Genomic DNA, 17,365 nt, shown 5'->3' with positions numbered 1-17,365 from the left:
TGCAAAAAAGCCGGATGTTATCCGGCTACGGGGAAGCGGATGGTCGCTTCTGTTCCCACCCCTTTTGCACTTGTAAAAGATATTTTGCCATTCATCGTTTCAATAATCCGAAAGGTCACCATCATTCCCAAACCCGTGCCTTTAGTCTTATTCGAAAAGTAAGGCTCACCTAGTCTGGATAAGGTCTGAGCATCCATCCCTTCACCATTATCCCGAATATGAATGACTGCCTCCCCATTGTCCACATAGGCCCATATATGAATATGTCCCTGATCTCGCAGCGCTTCAATACTGTTTTTGATAATATTAATGAATGCCTGCTTGAATTTGGAGGAATTCCCACGGACCTTGATTTCCTGGGGAATATCGAGTGAGATTTTGCCACCTTGCAAATTTGCCATTGGACTGATAATTCCTTCAATATGCTTGAACTCATCCAATATGGTTAACGTTTTGGTGTGGTCAAACTCCGGCTTGGCAAAAGTCAGAAAATCGGTAATAATCGCGGACGCTCGATCCAGCTCCTCCAGAGCGATATGCAGATAGTCCTTGTTTTTACCATCCTCCTGCTTGCTCATCAACTGAAGAAATCCACGTGTGACCTGAAGCGGATTGCGCACTTCATGAGCTACCGATGCAGCCAAGTCGCTAATAATCTCCATTTTCTCCGAACGTTGAAGCTCATTATTGAACATCTCCAGTTCTCTGGAATACCGGACCACCTGCTTGTGCTTTTCTGCCAGCCTTCTGCCCAAGATCGCAATCAATGCCAGGACAAAACCGAACACGCCCCATTTCCATAAAAACATATTGTAGTGTCCGTCCCGGATAAAAAACCAGCTGAGCTCTGCAACAGTGATGACTGCGAAGAATGCAAAGCCTGTCGATAAAATGATCGCTTCGTGGTCTCCCTTAAGCGCCATGCGAACCGAAGCAAATACCAAAAGTACCATTAAAGCTACGAGCAATATACCCAGAACGATGACACTGAAAAAATAATATACATTGTTCAGCCGCTCTTGTGCTCCTAAATTCACAATCATGATAATGAAGCAGAATAAAGAATAGGCGGTCAACAATTTTCTGAATTTTCGAATCAGTAAGATCGAATTGATATTTTGCTCAAAAAAGAAGGCTAACGAGGGCAGCAGAATAAATAACGCCACATCAAAAAGTTGTAGATACAGCTTGCCGTAGGCGCGGTAGAATGTATACAGAAATGGTGAATACGTTACGATCATCAGACCGATTGACAATACAATCGCGCTTAGGGATAACCACATGGCCATACTTGGACGGAAGAGGAAAAATGAGCAAATTAGTAGCACTAGGGCGATAAAGATAAATGTGCTGCCTAGTACAATATCCAAGACATCCATTCTAACCAAGGTTCCCAACAAGTCACGATAATCACCCGTCATGACATTTCCGATAATGCCCAGTCTATTCTTGCTGCTTTCCGTCCATATGTATAATGTTTTACCGCTGTCTTCTGGCTTCAGCGGAATCAGGATACGGTTATTCTCATAATTGTAGCCACGATAGGATTCATAAAAATTGGTACCATCCTTATACAGCGTAATATGTCTGCCATAAATATTTTCAAAAAGTACCGCTGGCGTTTCATCATTTAGCGAAGGTAGCTTAATACGAATCCAGGCGGTGCCTCTATTGCCCGGTTGCTTGAGCAGTTGCGTATCATCCTCAATATGCATCCAGACCTTACTGCGATCCTTTACCTCATCTAAAGAGCCATCCTCGTTTTCTGCTCCCCATCTCATATCCCAGGAGGGGATCTTATACTCCCGTTCCGGGGTCATTTTGGCCGCATAGCCAATGTGGTCCAGCGACAATAGGATCACAATGACCGCTAGCAGAGCGGCGACAGCTTTGGGCACATGCCTCATATTAAGCACCTCAAAGTTATATAGTAGGATTTACAAGTTTGTATATGTTTTAACATTTTATCGTCCTAAAATTATATTATTCTATACGATGATGTTCATACCTTCTTCATAATAAGGGTATCATGTTCTTTTTAATCATTATTTGTAAAATCTTCATATTGATTAATGATCATTTCCTGTTCACGCCGCTCCATCTGCTCTCTGAGCCCTATCCAAGGTTCACTTTCTTCATCGTCATAGATCGTCCAAATATCGGAGAATAAATAATCGCGTATTTCTACTATTTTTCCGGCCTGTCCGCCATCTGTCCAGTATAAGCCGTCCGGACGCCGAATAATGGTGCGCGAATATCCTGGGGTAGATGCTTTTTGACCTACTCGGATCCGGCTAATCATCGGACCAAACATGTACCATTCCATTCATATCCCTCCCACTCCTCTTTATCATATCACAGCAGTTATCAAAAAAACGCTAATTGAGAAAGAGCATACCCTATTCGCATGATTTTAACATCTTACAGACACACTAACTCAAGGTTTAGCCGCTCTGCGGTTTGGGTAAGGTCGAAATAAGTAACCAAAAGTTAAGGAGCTGAGTTAGATGGCAAATCGCGACGATCAAAACACGGAGCTTCAGGATCATGATTTTGAGCCTTCCCTGCAAAATGCAGAAACGAACTGGGAGAACCTGACCGAGGGACCGGATACTCCTCTGGAGGACGTTCCTGATGCCGATGAACTGACACCGAACAGTCCTGTTGATCCCTCTGCGCCTGCTGAATTTCTGCATGGTACAGATTTGCTGAATGGTACCGAAGGAGATGACGAAGAGCAGCTGGACAGTGACGATATTCTGGATTAATCATTGCTTGTTATTAAGATAAAAAAGCGATTTCCCAACTGCTATGCGGGTAATGATGTGTATACACTGAAAGGAGTTGACCGATCTCCTATGTATAAAGATCCGATGTCTCAGGCTGATATGGAGTACAAACGCTACAAAGCCTTGAATCCTGTAGAAGAGGACGACCGCAGGACTGCGGACAAGACTCATACCGACGATACCTATGGCGAAGATAACCCACGAGGAGTCGCATCAGCGAAGCCCGAACCCCGAGATCAAGCAAGATGGAAAGACAGATAGGGAATGCAAAAACTAGAATCCAAAATCAGGGCTTGCCTTCTGCACCCACTTTGTTTAAAATAAGGTCAAATCTTTTGAATACCATGAACAAAGACATAGACGGAGACAAGTAAGCGTCTAACGGATTCCCACAGAAAGGTACGTATTGCTGAGAGCGTGCCGCAATCCCGCGTTGAAATTCACTCCCGAGTCGAGCCTTGAACCGACAGAAGAATTCATTCCTTTGTCCGCAGTAGAGGTTTCCGGAAGCCCCCGTTACGGGCATTAAGCTCAGAGGTTACTGCAGTCAATTGAATGACGTTGACGACTTGTATGTATACTTCTGTAATTAGGGTGGTACCACGGCATTCGTCCCTTGCGACGAGTGCCTTTTTGTGTTATTTTCTGCGAAAGTCTAAGGGCTGAAAGACAAACAATTTAAATTCGGGAAGGGTGTACTGTATGTCAACCAATGAAAATTCTTTGGAGCTGTTGCGGGAACAGCTCGATGCTACAAACTTGCAATTGCTGGAGCTGCTGTCCCAACGCGCTGAACTGGCAGGACAGCTTGGAAAATTGAAAGAAGCTCAAGGAGTGCCTGACTTTGATCCAGTGCGCGAGCAGCAAATGCTGGACAAGTTGATCGCAGCTAATCGCGGACCTTTCGACGATGCTACGATTCGCCAGCTGTTCAAAAATATTTTCAAGGCTTCTCTGAACTACCAAAAAGAAGAACACAAAAAACATCTGATCGTCAGCCGCAAAAATCAGCCGGATAGCACGGTTATCAAGGTTAAAGATACGCTGGTGGGCGGCAAAGCCTCCATCATGGTTGCAGGTCCTTGCTCGGTAGAAAGCTACCAGCAAACGCGCGAGGTTGGTGCGGCTCTCAAGGAAGCGGGTGTACCAATTCTGCGTGGTGGCGCGTTCAAACCACGTACATCTCCGTATGATTTCCAAGGACTGGGCATTGAAGGCCTGCAAATTCTCAAACGCGTTGGCGACGAGTTCGGGCTGGCTACAATCAGTGAGATCGTCGATCCAAGACATTTGGAGGAAGCGATCCCTTACATCGATATCATTCAAATTGGCGCGCGCAACATGCACAACTTTGAATTGCTGAAAGCTGCGGGTGAAACGAGAACTCCGGTTCTGCTCAAACGCGGATTGGCTGCCACCATGGAAGAGTTCCTTCATGCTGCTGAGTACATCGTATCCCGTGGTAATACACAAGTCATGCTGATTGAACGCGGTATTCGTACGTATGAAAAATGGACGCGCAACACGCTGGATATTTCCGCTGTTCCGATTTTGAAAAAGGAAAGCCATCTGCCTGTACTGGTAGACGTGACTCACTCTACAGGACGTAAAGACATCCTGGCCCCTTGTGCCAAGGCTGCCCTGGCTGCCGGTGCCGACGGCATCATGGTAGAAGTTCACCCGAACCCGGCAGTCGCTTTGTCCGATGCTCAGCAACAGCTGAACATCCCTGAATTCCACAACTTCCTGTCTGAAGTTAAAGAATCCGGTTTATTCAAAGCGTAAAACTAATTTTGTGCTAAGAATCATAAACCGCTTTCATTTTTTCAGATTATGATGTAGAATCTAATCAGGATTGTGACTGATCATGCAGGCAAAACCTAAATGTATATATGCTCAACTTTTGTTGAGACATATATATGTTTGGGTTTTTTTTATGCCTAATTTTTGAATAAAAAAAATACTCACCTGGTTATAATCCTAAAAAATCATCATGGGAACGTTCAGAGAGGGGAACAGAAATGAGAAAAAGAAAAGGGTTAAGCATTTTCTTGTTGGCAATGATATGTATTCTAATCATCAGTGGTTGTAGTGGCAAGGCCCCAGCCGTCGTTAAGGATGAAACCGCTGCTCCAACAGAACAGCCAGCGGGCAATAAAGTTGAAAATAAAACGACCAAGGCTAGAACGGTTATTACAACTGACGGAGAAGTAGATGATATGAACTCGGTTATCCGCTTTCTTCTCTACTCTAACGAAATGGATTTGTCCGGGATTGTACTGACTAGCTCCGTATATCATTATGCAGGTGATGAAAAGGCCGGCATCAAGCCGTTCAGATGGACTGGCACCCAATGGGTAACAGATATGATTGATGCCTACGGAGAGATTTACCCCAACCTAATCAAGCATGCTGAAGGATATCCAAAGCCTGAATATATTAAAAGCGTTACCAAGATCGGAAATATTTCAAACAAAGGTGAAATGGACAAGGAAACGGAAGGCTCGAATTTCCTGAAAACACTTTTCCTAGACGATGACAAAAGAGATCTGTATGTACAAACTTGGGGTGGAACCAATACCACAGCCAGAGCTCTGAAATCCATTGAAGATGAATATAAAAATACAGATCAATGGGAATCAATCCGGAACAAAGTAAGTGATAAACTCGTTCTGTACATCATTTTGGATCAGGACGATAGCTACAACAATTACATCGCCAAAAATTGGCCTGACATCAGAATTATCAATGACCAATCTAACTTCTGGCATTTCGCTTATGCTTGGAAAATGCACACGGAAGAAGTAAACAGCAAGTTACACGGGGAATGGAACTTCAAAAATATTAAAGACGGTCATGGCAAGCTGCTAAATATGTATGCCTTGATGGGCGACGGCAATATCATCAAAGGTGAATTGGATGAAGAACAAAGAGGCAGTGAAGCCTACTTGAAGAAAAATCCACAATACGACAAGTATGACTTTATATCCGAAGGAGATTCTCCATCCTTCTTCTATTTAATTGATAACGGATTACGGAGCATGGAAAACCCAACCTATGGTGGCTGGGGAGGTCGTTTTGGTGTCGTTAACGATAAATTATTTAGAAATACGGTACTAGATTATGATGTGCATACAAAAAAATTCGAAGCAGAGTATTCTCTGATGCGCTGGTTTGATGATATTCAAAATGACTTTGCTGCCCGTGCAGATTGGGCTATTGCATCCGACTACAAAGATGCCAACCATAATCCAACATTGACTATTAAAGAAGGATTAGACCTAACGGCTAGCCCAGGCGAGAAAATAACCCTGCACGCAGAAGGCTCAGATCCCGACGGTGATCAATTGACCTATAAATGGTGGAGATATTTTGAAGCTGACACCTATGAAGATTCTAAGGTCGCACCTGCACAAGTCAAACCTGAAATGCTGGGTGATATGCAGCTTGGGCTTCATCGTGAAGTAGCCAAAGGTGAGAAAATAAACACAATTGATTTGCAAGGTAGTGATACAAATACAGTAAGTTTCACAGTTCCGGCAGATGCGAAGTCTGGAAACACGATTCATATCATTGCAGAAGTACAGGATAATGGAAAACATTCTTTAAAACATTATCAGCGTGTGATTGTAACTGTAAAATAACAAAACACAGCATTAAACCAATTAGGCTCATGGAATAAGCTCCATGGGCCTGTTTATTAGTGTACATTGGATCTCGCATGATCCCTATACACGTTTAATGCCTTTTTTCAGCCAAAGGGACATAGTATCCTTTTCCATTGGGACCCATGGCGAACTTATTACGAAGATGGATTAGATTAGGCCCGAATTTTGCCTCCAATTCTTCACGGAATTCAGATAGAATTTCCATGATATAAATATCATGAATAATCACTTCCGTAATCGGCATCACAAGCCCCGGATGTAGCGTCCATGCAGCGCGGCTGTCATCACCAAGTGAAAGTATGCCAGCTACAACCTCCCGATCATCCACGCTAAGTACAATCCACCGACCACCGATTTCGGACGTAATCTCCTCACTCATATCATGGCGGTAAACAGTAGCAAAATCAAAGTTAAGATCACCATATGCTACAATGATTACTTCAATTCCTTGCTGAGCGACTTGCTCTAAGGCATCTCGGAACACCTCGGCATCCTCTTTCCAAATCTCTAGTAAAATTCGATGCTTTGCTCCCTTCACGCCTTCATTAATGCGATTGATAATGGCTTCATACCCCGAAATATTCCAAATATTCTCCCTGTTTTGAAACGAGGCTGTGTACTGCTCCAAACTTTCCTGCGCCACATTAAAAATCTGCTCTGCTTTGCGTTTTCTCTGGGCAATCAATTCATGTGGAGGCAGCGGCACGTACAGAGGTGTATTTTCTTGACTTACCATGATGTCCCCGCGGTTGACCATCCCCGACAAAACCTCGTAAATTTTGGATCTCGGTACTCCTGAGTTCAATGAAACAGCATAGCCCGAAAGTGGAGAGCTTTCCAATAAGGTTACATAAGCCTTGGCTTCATATTCACTAAAATTCAAATCACGTAGAATTTCTAATATGTTTGGTTTTGGTTTCATGACGTTTTCTCCTCAGTTCATGTTCTTCCTTACTATATCACTTCCCCTTGACAAAAACTGATATACAAATTATCTTTTTAATAGCATTTTTGTAGTAGTAACTATAGTAGCTACTAATATATTTTCATAGGGGATGAACTCAGGGAGGATTTAACTTGAACAAAGTCATAGCTCATCACAGCGAAAGCAACCGAATTTATTATGGTTCCACGATTCTGGCCCTATTGATCTGGAGCACATCGTTTATTGCTACCAAAGCAGCCTATACGACGTTCCCCCCGCTTACCTTGGGTCTATCCAGATTTATCATAGCATCCATCGTACTCGGTCTCGTTTTGCTGATCAAAAAAGAACATGTCAAAGTAAAGCCAAAGGATTTGGCTACGATTTCGTTTAGTGGAGTTTTGGGAATTACTCTTTATTTTTCAATGGAGAATATAGGGGTTAGCCTGACGACTGCTTCCAACGCAGCATTAATTGTTGCTTCGTATCCCGCGATTACATCGCTGCTTGAGCTTATTTTGTATAAGGTGAAATTATCCAAAATTAAAATCTGCGGTATAGCATTGGCCATGATTGGGGTATATTTCTTAACCTCCGTTGGCGAAGGCTCGGATGGTAAGAACCAACTCATCGGAAATTTAATATTGATTGGAACCGGATTTGCGTGGGCGTTTTACACTTTCATGACACGTAAGGTTGTAGACAAATATCCGCCAGTGACGTTATCTTTTTACCAAACCGTTGCAGGTAGTATCTTTTTCATACCGTTAGCTCTATTAGAAAAAGATAGTTGGCAGGCGCCGACAACGGGATCATTTATGCTGCTCATGTATCTGGGTGTGTTCTGCTCCGTTATTGCATTTTTGCTTTATAATTACGGGTTAATTAAGTTGTCACCGAGCAGTTCCGTATCTTTAATGAATTTGGTTCCGATATTTGGGGTGTTATTCTCGGTCTTACTATTGCACGAAACGATTACATGGCGCCAAATCATTGGCGGTCTGGTCGTTATTATAGGGGTCTTGATGAGTGCACATCAAACAAACCGTACCTAAAGATATTGCAGCCCTACAATACAAGGGCGAGTGGCCTTTCTAAAAGTTCTCGCCCAGTTGGATATATCTATGCAGTCGGCTTTTTTTCTTTTATATAAAAAAGGTGGTTATATTGATTGATGAGGTTATCCATAATTACAGATTGTTTGAGCACACTGGCATGATTAAAACCGTGTTTTGCTTGCAAAATATACAGCTTTTGACGGGCATTCTCAAGCTGTTGACGCAAAATGTCGTCTCTTATCATAATATATCCCTCCCTGTCATATGATCAGTGTACAGGGTTATGAATAATATACTAAAAATAAGGGTTTGGGATAATTATCTAATTTCCCTATCCGGCAGAATGAATATTCTGATCCGCTGCGTTATTTTGGGCCGAAACCGGGAAAACGTTTTTCCCCCTCGCCCATAACAATAACGCTGCAACCAGCAATATACCACCGTTTAACACAAAGATCCAGCGAATGGGCATCCAGCTACCCAGCATACCGCCGATCAGCGGTCCCGCCATCGTCGCAAGCTGGGTAGCTGATTGACTCAGGCTAAAGGCTCGTCCGCGAAACTCCGGCTTGGTGACCTCCACAGTCATGGCGTTGATCGCTGGCATGACAGACGCATAAAACAATCCATATCCAAATCGAAGTGCACCAAAACCAACAAAGTTGGCTACAAAAAACTGCAGGATATTCCCGATTCCCGAGCCGATCAGCCCAATCAGCAGCACCTGTGCAAAGCCGATTTTCCCTCCAATCCGGCCCCATCGTGGAGCCATTAGCACCGCCGCGATGCCTACAGCTGAGAATACAATCCCGGAGCTCAAAGATGCATGGCTGCGATCCACGCCCATTTCAAGCACATACACCGTAATTAACGGTTCCAATATCATGACGGAAAAGGTACTTAATCCCGCCAGGATAAGCAAAAAGTACAGCGGCCGATTCGCAATAGCCTCCTTGATATCATCGCGAACATGCGAGCGGGTACTGGTGCCCTTAAAGCTATCCTCTCTAGCGCCAAATGTCGCAATTAACGCAGATATCAATACCAGAGCCGCAGAGAAGAAAAAGGCATTCCGATTGCCATAATAATGGCTCACTACACCGCCAATCAGTGGACCTATAATACTGCCCGTCGCTCCAGCAGTCGCCATAATGCCAAGGGCATAGCCCGTTTTTTCTTCAGGTGAGCCCGTTCCGACCAGTGCAATTGCTGCAGGAATAAATCCAGAGAGAAGTCCTTGAAACAAGCGAACTCCTACAAATACATATGGGTCTGTCACCAAAGCACATACCAGGTACAATACCGCCAGGCTAAAGCCTGATCGAATCAGCATCGGCTTACGTCCATACTTATCGGCAAGCGAACCCCAAAACGGGGCAATCAGCGCGCTCGCTAAAAAAGTGACGCCAAAAGCAATCCCCGACCACAGCTCCAGATGGCCGTTTACGCCCAGTTCCGTATTCAGAAAAATAGGTAAAAACGGAATCGACACCGAATAGGCCATGCTGCAAAACAATACTCCAATCCACAAAACAATCAGGTTTCGCTTCCAATATAGATGCATGCTGCCACACGTCCCTTCTGTTCATCCATTATTACCCTCTAAATTAGAAAAGTCTACCGTTAACCTTAGTCATTCATCGTGGAACAACCGCGAAGAAGCTGATATAATCGAATGGAATGGAGATGATGACATGGCTAAGAAGAGAAATTCGTCTTTCCCTGCTCCTGCGGCTCAGGACAAGCCTGCTACGTTAAAGGACCTGTTGAGTCAGGACGTGCTGAACAAGCTTAAAGCTCAGGCCAATGAAGCGCGAGCAGAACAGGACAAGCGTAAAGAAGACGAACGGCAACGTGCCCTTGAAGCAAAAAAAGCTGAACAAAAGAAGCTGGACAACAACTTTGAACATCTGTTGAATAACAGCAATTTAGACTGGCACAACTATAAATAAGCCAAAACCATTGCGGTTTTGGCCTATCTTTACACTTTATGTTATAGCCAGTCACGAATATGTTGTACTGAGTACAGCACCCCTACCCAAACCGGCAAACTGAGCGCCATACCCCATATGAGACCTTTAGCCAGTTTTTTGTCTACCTCCATCATGATCCTGCCCCTTTCCTTGGGAATAGCAGCAGTATGGGTCAAGAATACGGCTTTCAAACCCGTATTTCCTTATCCCCAGCAAAAAAGGTATGATAGTAAATGGAAAAGTGTTCTGCGCTGCCCCCAAACTATAAATTAGGATGTTACGCCATCCAACCTTTCAGGAGGAATATCAATGAACCGAAAATCGATACGCCCATGGTACACGTTGTGCCTGCTGGCCATCATGCTTGTGCTGGTTGCTGGATGCGGTACAAAAGCGTCCGATGTGGAAGCCGCAAGCCGGACAAGCACTACAACTCCCGCTGCGACTAAAGACAAAAGCAAAGCTGTTTCACATCCAGTTGTCACGATTGTCATGAATGATGGCAAGAAAATCAAGCTTGAGCTGTATCCGGAAGTTGCACCGAACACGGTTAACAATTTCATCTCCTTGGTGCAAAAGGGAGCTTATAACGGCACCATTTTCCACCGCGTCATCCCTGGCTTTATGATTCAGGGTGGTGATCCGCAAGGTAACGGTACAGGTGGCCCAGGCTACAGTATCAAAGGGGAATTCAAAAGTAACGGCGTTAATAATACACTTAAACACACACGTGGCGTATTATCCATGGCCCGCTCGGCGGATTTAGATTCCGCTGGCTCGCAATTCTTTATCATGGTTGCCGATGCGGACTACCTCGATGGTCAATATGCCGCTTTCGGTAAAGTAACGTCCGGGATGGACGTAGTCGATGCTATCGTCAACTCCAAGCGGGATAGCAATGACAAACCCATCAAACCAGCTACGATGAAAAAAGTTACTGTTGATACGCTGGGTAAAAAATACCCGGAACCCGTCAAAGTAAAATAACCTGTCTTTCAAAACGGGATAACAGCAACGACCTTGTGCCTAGGCATGAGGTCGTTTTTGTTTATCCCTTGATGCTTTCTAAGCTGCTCCTCTAAGATGTAGTAAGAGTATATACACAAAAGGAAGCGTTTTCAATCATTATTTTTTAGAGATTTTTTCTGTTACATGAGCATATCAGGATTCGACAAAAAGCTACTATACCTAAGCAATAAAGTCGTCTAATTGGATTTGGTCTCGACTGAACGAATGCCTTCCATCTCTTGCAGCAATGACAGCAGTTCCTCCACTCCCTCTGAGCGGGACAGCTTTAGAAGCATATGAATAATGAACTGCTCACCGTTATTCATGCGTTCGGCGTGAAAGCTGTGAATCGTCAGCTTCTTGTTCTCCAGCAGCTCTTTGATTCGATTTAGTATACCCGGCTCATTATCGACCTGTACAACCACCTGCCGCGTAGACGGGGTAGTCATCTGATAAAAACGGCTATGGAGCAAGGACTGAGCCGCCAAAATAAACAGCGTTACACCCGCGCCAAGCCCATACATTCCCGCACCGACAGCAATGCCAATCCCAGCTGTAGTCCAGATACCCGCAGCGGTGGTAAGTCCCTTGATTCTATTTTTTTGTGTAAAGATCATCCCTGCGCCGATAAAGCCCACTCCACTTATAACCTGTGCTGCTATTCTGGAAGGGTCCAGCGACAGGTTGGACCAGACAGCCTGATCCTGAAAACCATATTTGGATACCACCATCATAAGCGACGCCCCGATCCCGACAATGAAATGCGTGCGAATGCCAGCCTCCTTCATCCGGCTTTTGCGTTCATAGCCGATTAATGCGCCGCACAATCCGGCAAACATGACCCGAATCAGGTAATCCCAATCCCACATATTTTTTTCACTCCACTATTATTTATGTTTATACTCAGGCAAATGAGCCTTTATCCAGCTGTTATGTTGTTATTACCCAAATTTTAAGGAACCTTCACCTCATGCTCGGGAAGATTGCGATGTGCCTTTCTTCCCTTGAGCAGCCACAGCTCCGGTGTATCCTGCACACCATCCAGACGCAAGCTAAACGACCTCGCTGGTAAGTTACGTACACGGAGCCATAAACGGTTTCCGTCTGCGGCTGCATCCACAAGCTCTAGCAGTGTGAGTGAATCGTTCGTTAACTCGCGCTTTACACCGCGAGTTGAATCTGCGTTGTCCTCCCGACTCCAAATACGAAGTTCACCCACAACCGGGGCTGCAATCCGCTTGCTAAAAGAAATAACCACTTCATCTTCGGCTGAACGCTCCGCCTTGAGAGGTATGGGAGGCTCATCGTACATGTAGCCTCCCAGATGGTACTCATAGGCAGTCCAGGCAGCGTAGTCGCCCTCCAGGGCGGCAGCCCCGAACTGCCGTGTCCACTCGCGGTCCCGAACCATCCGCGCGAGCGAACCAATATCCGCCTGCACCCCGAGGGGCAGGTCCGGGTAAGCGGCGCGTATGGACTGCGCGATGCGAGTGTAGCCCCGAGTATACTGCGGCGGCAGGCGGCGGCGCATCCAGTCCGGCCAATGGGTCTGGAATACGTGCATATCCGGGGCTACGCACCCGATCATGGCTACCGCGTCCAGACCCTGCCATTCCCGCAGCTGACCGGGAACATCGCCACGCCCGCTCACAGCAAGCGACCATGTCGCCACGCAGATGTCCGGCCGGACATCTCGCACACCGCCTGCGCCGTTCACCAGCTCACAGATGAGCCCATTTACGGCGTTCACGCGCAGATCGACCCACTGCCCGTACAGCTTCGGGACCTTCCGGTAGTAATTCCGTGCATGCTTATCGCGAAAATTCGGCATGTCCTCACCGTAGCGCGCGCGGAAGGCACGCTGCGCATGCGGCCCAATATCCCCGTACACTCCACTGCGCAGCCCGTTCCATTCGGGGAAATAAGGCTCCGCCACCTCAAATCCGTCAAACGGAATGTCGGTGACGAGCCGGGCAGCGACTTTCTTTTTCCACTCCACATACTCTGGGGCAAAATGTGAAAGCCGCTGAAAACCATCATTGGGCTCGCGCAGCAGCTCCATGCGCCATTCCTTCCACGCTGGCGGCAGCTGGGACACACCAAAAGAACCGTTGCCCAGCACCATCGCCCACACCGCGATGCCTCTACGCTGGAATGCAGCAACAAGCGCTCCGTCCACTTCGTTTTCACGCACGACAAAATAATGCACGGTCTGGTAGCCTGCAAGGGCGATCTCATCCGCTATGCTATCCCGCGACCGATTGGCGTAATAGGGAAACAACGGATCAATTTGAATACTGGGACCGTTCATGACCCATGGTTTCATTTTTCCGATTCGTGCTATGGAGTCTGTTAATTCGGATTGGCCCTGTCTCTTATTGTCCAATTCGCTCCACCTCCGTCACTCGCGTGTTCTCCGATACTTGCTCAGAATCTATAGGTTTGCTTTATATGTTCCTACTGGTTCGCCTATGTTACCATATTTCGCAAATGGGGTGAAATACAGCTGCTACTGTTTCACCATTAGCGTTCAGAGGTATTGGAATAACGAGTCAGGTTTAGCTTATGAACGGAATGGGAGGAATAGTCAATGGCAGAGCAGAGATTGCAAGGAAAGATAGCAGTGGTCAGCGGCGGAGGTTCAGGAATCGGTAAAGCAACCGCCATTCGTTTTGCAGAACAAGGCGCCAAGGTGATCATGCTGGATCGGACACCCGAGCATGCAGAGGAGACCAAAGCAATCATTGAGCAGGCTGGCGGTGAAGCATTTGTGCTGGAATGTGATATTTCCAAGCCAGACATGATTCAGCAAGGGTTCGCTAAAGTCGTGGAAACATACGGAAAGCTGGATATCGTGTTCGCCAACGCAGGCATTAATGGCACCATGGCCCCTATTGAGACTATGGAGCTGGAGGAATGGGACCGCACAATGAACATTAACCTGCGCGGCACCTTCGCCACCGTTAAATATGCCGTTCCATACCTGAAAGAACGTGGCGGTAGCATTATCATTACCAGCTCCATCAACGGTAACCGAACCTTTTCAGGTATTGGGTTCTCAGCCTACGCCTCCACCAAGGCAGCTCAAGTTGCTTTTATGAAAATGGCAGCGCTGGAGCTGGCACGTTACAAAATTCGGGTCAACGCAATATGTCCGGGAGCCATCGACACGAAAATTGATGATAACACGTATCCTACTGAAGATCTGAAAAAGGTACAAATTCCAGTCGAGTTTCCAAAGGGCGGAGAGCATCCGCTGGAGGATGCTCCAGGTGAGCCAGAGCAGGTGGCCAATCTGGTCCTGTTTCTCGCCTCAGACGAGTCATCCCATGTATCGGGTACGGAAATCTATGTAGACGGAGCAGAATCGCTGCTGCGTTAAGCATAATAGGGATCATTGTACCTATATAAACTACTGCTGTTTAGCCATTCTTAGCAGCCTTATCCTTAGCACTACTTGTGGAAAAGGCTGCTTTTGCATGACTTACAACGCTTCTAGGACTCCCTATCAGCACCATGCACAACTTCTTTGTGAAAGCGAACATATAAATTGCCTCCTGGCAGCACCTCAAACAACAGCATCAGAAGAGAAAAGAACAGCAGTGCAATCGCCTCTTCTGCCAAAATATAAACAGGGTATGGCCCTAGTATATCAAGTATCGACGGAGTCGACGGCTTTCCAGTCAGAAACATGTAGTTGGCACCGAGCGCACGATCTACAATCCATACGATCAGCGCCAAACTATTGAGAAATAGCATAACTCCCCCTACGCCCTTCCACGTCGGTCGGAATCCTGCAATCCAAGTCATGTACAAGGCAGCCAAAATAATAGCACTATGAGCCACGAAAAAATGGATAAAACGATAATGCGGGAATGCATAAGCCAAATTAGGCGTGAGTATAGCTTGAAGCGCTCCTCCAATTCCGGCAAAAAGGATCACCGGATATAACCAGCGGCTGCGGAAAACAAGCATCAGGATGGACAGCAGTAGTGTCACACTGCATAGCTCTAAGGGCAATGATGTCTGGGCATCCCAGATATCCTGTGTCACGTACCATATATTCAGAGTCACCTCTGAGAGAGTGAGGATCGTAATTAACGACCAGCGAATTCCATCACTTACAAGCTTATTCGACCGAATCCATCCCCGATTCAGCCACAGCAACAATGCGCATACTATAAGTCCTAATATAGCCAACCCATGCGAAGGAGTAAAAGCCTCGAACCCCTCCGGCGCGTACGCATCGAACCAAGACCCTGACCATAGCCAGTCCATAGGAAGCCCCCTTCAACCACTTTCTTGCTTGTTCAATACCTTAACCCTTATGATAAAAGATATCATATTCAAAGGAGAACCCCCATGCCTATTAATCGCCGATTAATTTCAGATCAGGATTTCAGCGAAGCACTGGAACGTCATCTTCGTGTTCGTGTATTTCAAGATGACCAATTGATTGGCTCGGGCGGAATCATTATCCGTTTTGACGATCAGACCATCGTTGTGCAGTCCAGCGTTAGTGATTTGGCCTACCATTCCAGAAAACAATGTGAGTTTTTTGAAATAAAAAAATAGCCACTACACACCGGAAAACGATTTTGCTTCGTTTTCCGGCGTAAAGGGCTAAGTTTTATTGGTATGCATGATGTCTCACATGACAGTTGTAACTATAGCTGCATTCCACGTGTTTTCAGCATGAGTTTATTCGTAAGCACTTTCAAATCCTCGGAAGAAGATGAAATTTCCTGCATAATAGCCGTCTCCTCATGAGCAGCGGTATATATTTTGTGTGCACCTTCAGAGAACGCCCCTGACATTTGCTGAATACGATGAATCTGCTCAAAGGTTTGATCCACCCGATTCGTCTGCTCTGTTACAGCTTCTTCCATGGCACGGATGCTTTCGACAAATTCACGTACAATAGCATTCAAACGGTTCAGTGTCTGGTCCACAGAGCTTGTCCGTTCCGCCTCAGCACTAACCAAAGACGTTTGCTGTTGCATCAACTCCACAGTCTCTACGATCTGAGACTGTACACGGCACACGATAGCATTAATTTGCTGTACAGAGTCCGTACTTTGGGCGGCGAGTGCGCGAATCTGGTGCGCCACTACAGCAAAGCCGTTCCCTTCTTCTCCTGCACGCGCCGCTTCAATAGAAGCGTTCAGCGCCAACAGATGGGTCTGCTCCGCAATATCCTTCACGGTGCTTGTAATCGCTTCAATTTGGGAAGCTTCTTTTTCCAGTCGTGCAATCACCTGCTGTGACCGACTATGTGAAGCTGTCAGCTCTCCCATACCGTCCATCAGGGATGAAAACACAGTCTGCGTTGAATCCACGGAATGCTCCATATGGCCTGACAGTTCTAGCATATGGCCCGATTTGTTACGCATCATTTTAAAATCGCCCAGCATTCGATCCGCTGTTTTAATCGATTGAGCAGATGCTTGCTTTTGCTGCTCTACACCATCCAAAATATCTTCTACCACTGTAGACATGGACTCGATTTGCGCCGTGGCCTGCACAATAGCCAAGCTCAGATTTTCTGCACTTTGCGAAGTTGTTCTGGTGCTATATGAGATCTCATTGAACATATCTTTAATGTTCAGCATCAGATGCCGAAATGCATCGTACAGCACTTTGATTTCATCATCTGAGCGACGCTCTGGAATGACGACAGACAAATTGCCCGCCGAAGCTTCCTCTGCCGCCTTGGCCAGCCTAACAATTGGCCGTGTGAGTAATTTTGAGATCAACCAGCCCAAAATGCCACTCCACAGAACACCCAATAACAGAATGATCGAAGTGTACACCCATTCTTGTGTACCTTGAGCAAGCCAGTCCTTGAGTACAAAAATAAAAAAAGCGCTTGTTCCATAGGTTATTGCTGAAATGAAGACAAATGCAGTAACCATTTTCGTACCTAGTGACATCTTCATGTACT

Annotated in this window: 18 protein-coding genes and 1 other annotated feature; of the genes, 9 read left to right on the top strand and 9 right to left on the bottom strand. The window is 45.9% G+C overall.

Going from position 1 to position 17,365, the window contains the following annotated elements; translation table 11 throughout:
* Positions 1 to 17 precede the first annotated feature (17 nt).
* Together ABEW32_RS08670 and ABEW32_RS08665 are read right to left on the bottom strand one after the other, a co-directional pair.
* Positions 18 to 1,907 carry an ATP-binding protein gene (locus tag ABEW32_RS08670; protein ID WP_430186591.1) on the bottom strand — a complete coding sequence of 630 codons (1,890 nt, stop codon included), beginning with the start codon at positions 1,905 to 1,907 and terminating at the stop codon, positions 18 to 20.
* A 131-nt stretch (positions 1,908 to 2,038) separates the two neighbouring features.
* A complete protein-coding gene (locus ABEW32_RS08665) occupies positions 2,039 to 2,326 on the bottom strand; it encodes a hypothetical protein (RefSeq protein ID WP_430186589.1) in 288 nt (95 codons plus the stop codon).
* A 181-nt stretch (positions 2,327 to 2,507) separates the two neighbouring features.
* On the opposite strand from ABEW32_RS08665, the gene ABEW32_RS08660 reads away from it, so the two are divergent.
* The 4 genes from ABEW32_RS08660 (at position 2,508) to ABEW32_RS08645 (ending at position 6,433) form a co-directional block, all read left to right on the top strand.
* Entirely contained in the window at positions 2,508 to 2,768 is a 261-nt protein-coding gene (locus ABEW32_RS08660) for a hypothetical protein (RefSeq protein ID WP_430186588.1), read from the top strand.
* A gap of 105 nt (positions 2,769 to 2,873) precedes the next feature.
* Positions 2,874 to 3,050, top strand: coding sequence for a hypothetical protein (locus ABEW32_RS08655; RefSeq protein ID WP_430186586.1), 177 nt, complete (start codon positions 2,874 to 2,876; stop codon positions 3,048 to 3,050).
* Between the two features lie 87 nt (positions 3,051 to 3,137).
* Positions 3,138 to 3,409, top strand: a binding site (T-box leader).
* Positions 3,410 to 3,491: 82 nt separating this feature from the next.
* On the top strand, positions 3,492 to 4,574 hold the full coding sequence (locus ABEW32_RS08650) for a bifunctional 3-deoxy-7-phosphoheptulonate synthase/chorismate mutase (protein WP_013369718.1): 1,083 nt from the start codon (positions 3,492 to 3,494) through the stop codon (positions 4,572 to 4,574).
* A 236-nt stretch (positions 4,575 to 4,810) separates the two neighbouring features.
* Positions 4,811 to 6,433, top strand: a complete 1,623-nt coding sequence (locus ABEW32_RS08645) for a DUF1593 domain-containing protein (RefSeq protein ID WP_430186584.1) — start codon at positions 4,811 to 4,813, stop codon at positions 6,431 to 6,433.
* 94 nt (positions 6,434 to 6,527) lie between these two features.
* On the opposite strand, the gene ABEW32_RS08640 is transcribed toward ABEW32_RS08645, so the two are convergent.
* On the bottom strand, positions 6,528 to 7,379 hold the full coding sequence (locus tag ABEW32_RS08640) for a TrmB family transcriptional regulator (protein ID WP_430186582.1): 852 nt from the start codon (positions 7,377 to 7,379) through the stop codon (positions 6,528 to 6,530).
* A gap of 155 nt (positions 7,380 to 7,534) precedes the next feature.
* Between ABEW32_RS08640 and ABEW32_RS08635 the strand changes: the two genes are divergently transcribed.
* Positions 7,535 to 8,437: a DMT family transporter gene (locus ABEW32_RS08635; protein ID WP_430186580.1), complete on the top strand. Its 903-nt coding sequence runs from the start codon at positions 7,535 to 7,537 to the stop codon at positions 8,435 to 8,437.
* Positions 8,438 to 8,504: 67 nt separating this feature from the next.
* Here ABEW32_RS08635 and ABEW32_RS08630 read toward each other — a convergent pair whose 3' ends face one another.
* Positions 8,505 to 8,684 carry an aspartyl-phosphate phosphatase Spo0E family protein gene (locus ABEW32_RS08630; protein WP_013369715.1) on the bottom strand — a complete coding sequence of 60 codons (180 nt, stop codon included), beginning with the start codon at positions 8,682 to 8,684 and terminating at the stop codon, positions 8,505 to 8,507.
* An 87-nt stretch (positions 8,685 to 8,771) separates the two neighbouring features.
* Entirely contained in the window at positions 8,772 to 10,004 is a 1,233-nt protein-coding gene (locus ABEW32_RS08625) for an MFS transporter (RefSeq protein ID WP_430186578.1), read from the bottom strand.
* 130 nt (positions 10,005 to 10,134) lie between these two features.
* On the opposite strand from ABEW32_RS08625, the gene ABEW32_RS08620 reads away from it, so the two are divergent.
* Both ABEW32_RS08620 and ABEW32_RS08615 read left to right on the top strand, forming a co-directional pair.
* On the top strand, positions 10,135 to 10,392 hold the full coding sequence (locus ABEW32_RS08620; protein ID WP_430186576.1) for a YqkE family protein: 258 nt from the start codon (positions 10,135 to 10,137) through the stop codon (positions 10,390 to 10,392).
* 330 nt (positions 10,393 to 10,722) lie between these two features.
* Positions 10,723 to 11,400: a peptidylprolyl isomerase gene (locus ABEW32_RS08615; RefSeq protein WP_430186574.1), complete on the top strand. Its 678-nt coding sequence runs from the start codon at positions 10,723 to 10,725 to the stop codon at positions 11,398 to 11,400.
* 218 nt (positions 11,401 to 11,618) lie between these two features.
* On the opposite strand, the gene ABEW32_RS08610 is transcribed toward ABEW32_RS08615, so the two are convergent.
* On the bottom strand, positions 11,619 to 12,290 hold the full coding sequence (locus ABEW32_RS08610; protein WP_430186572.1) for an MgtC/SapB family protein: 672 nt from the start codon (positions 12,288 to 12,290) through the stop codon (positions 11,619 to 11,621).
* 83 nt (positions 12,291 to 12,373) lie between these two features.
* On the bottom strand, positions 12,374 to 13,807 hold the full coding sequence (locus tag ABEW32_RS08605) for an N-acyl-D-glucosamine 2-epimerase (protein ID WP_430186570.1): 1,434 nt from the start codon (positions 13,805 to 13,807) through the stop codon (positions 12,374 to 12,376).
* A 204-nt stretch (positions 13,808 to 14,011) separates the two neighbouring features.
* Between ABEW32_RS08605 and ABEW32_RS08600 the strand changes: the two genes are divergently transcribed.
* Entirely contained in the window at positions 14,012 to 14,803 is a 792-nt protein-coding gene (locus ABEW32_RS08600; RefSeq protein ID WP_430186568.1) for an SDR family oxidoreductase, read from the top strand.
* Positions 14,804 to 14,916: 113 nt separating this feature from the next.
* Here the strand turns inward: ABEW32_RS08600 and ABEW32_RS08595 are convergent, their stop codons facing one another.
* On the bottom strand, positions 14,917 to 15,699 hold the full coding sequence (locus ABEW32_RS08595; RefSeq protein WP_430186566.1) for a YwaF family protein: 783 nt from the start codon (positions 15,697 to 15,699) through the stop codon (positions 14,917 to 14,919).
* A gap of 84 nt (positions 15,700 to 15,783) precedes the next feature.
* Between ABEW32_RS08595 and ABEW32_RS08590 the strand changes: the two genes are divergently transcribed.
* Positions 15,784 to 15,996 carry a hypothetical protein gene (locus ABEW32_RS08590; protein ID WP_430186564.1) on the top strand — a complete coding sequence of 71 codons (213 nt, stop codon included), beginning with the start codon at positions 15,784 to 15,786 and terminating at the stop codon, positions 15,994 to 15,996.
* A 92-nt stretch (positions 15,997 to 16,088) separates the two neighbouring features.
* Here ABEW32_RS08590 and ABEW32_RS08585 read toward each other — a convergent pair whose 3' ends face one another.
* Positions 16,089 to 17,360, bottom strand: a complete 1,272-nt coding sequence (locus ABEW32_RS08585) for a methyl-accepting chemotaxis protein (protein ID WP_430186562.1) — start codon at positions 17,358 to 17,360, stop codon at positions 16,089 to 16,091.
* Positions 17,361 to 17,365: the final 5 nt, after the last annotated feature.

It is taken from the genome of Paenibacillus jamilae (assembly GCF_050482105.1).
Taxonomy (GTDB): Bacteria; Bacillota; Bacilli; order Paenibacillales; family Paenibacillaceae; genus Paenibacillus; species Paenibacillus jamilae_B.
This window is presented reverse-complemented; position numbering and strand designations above follow the sequence as displayed.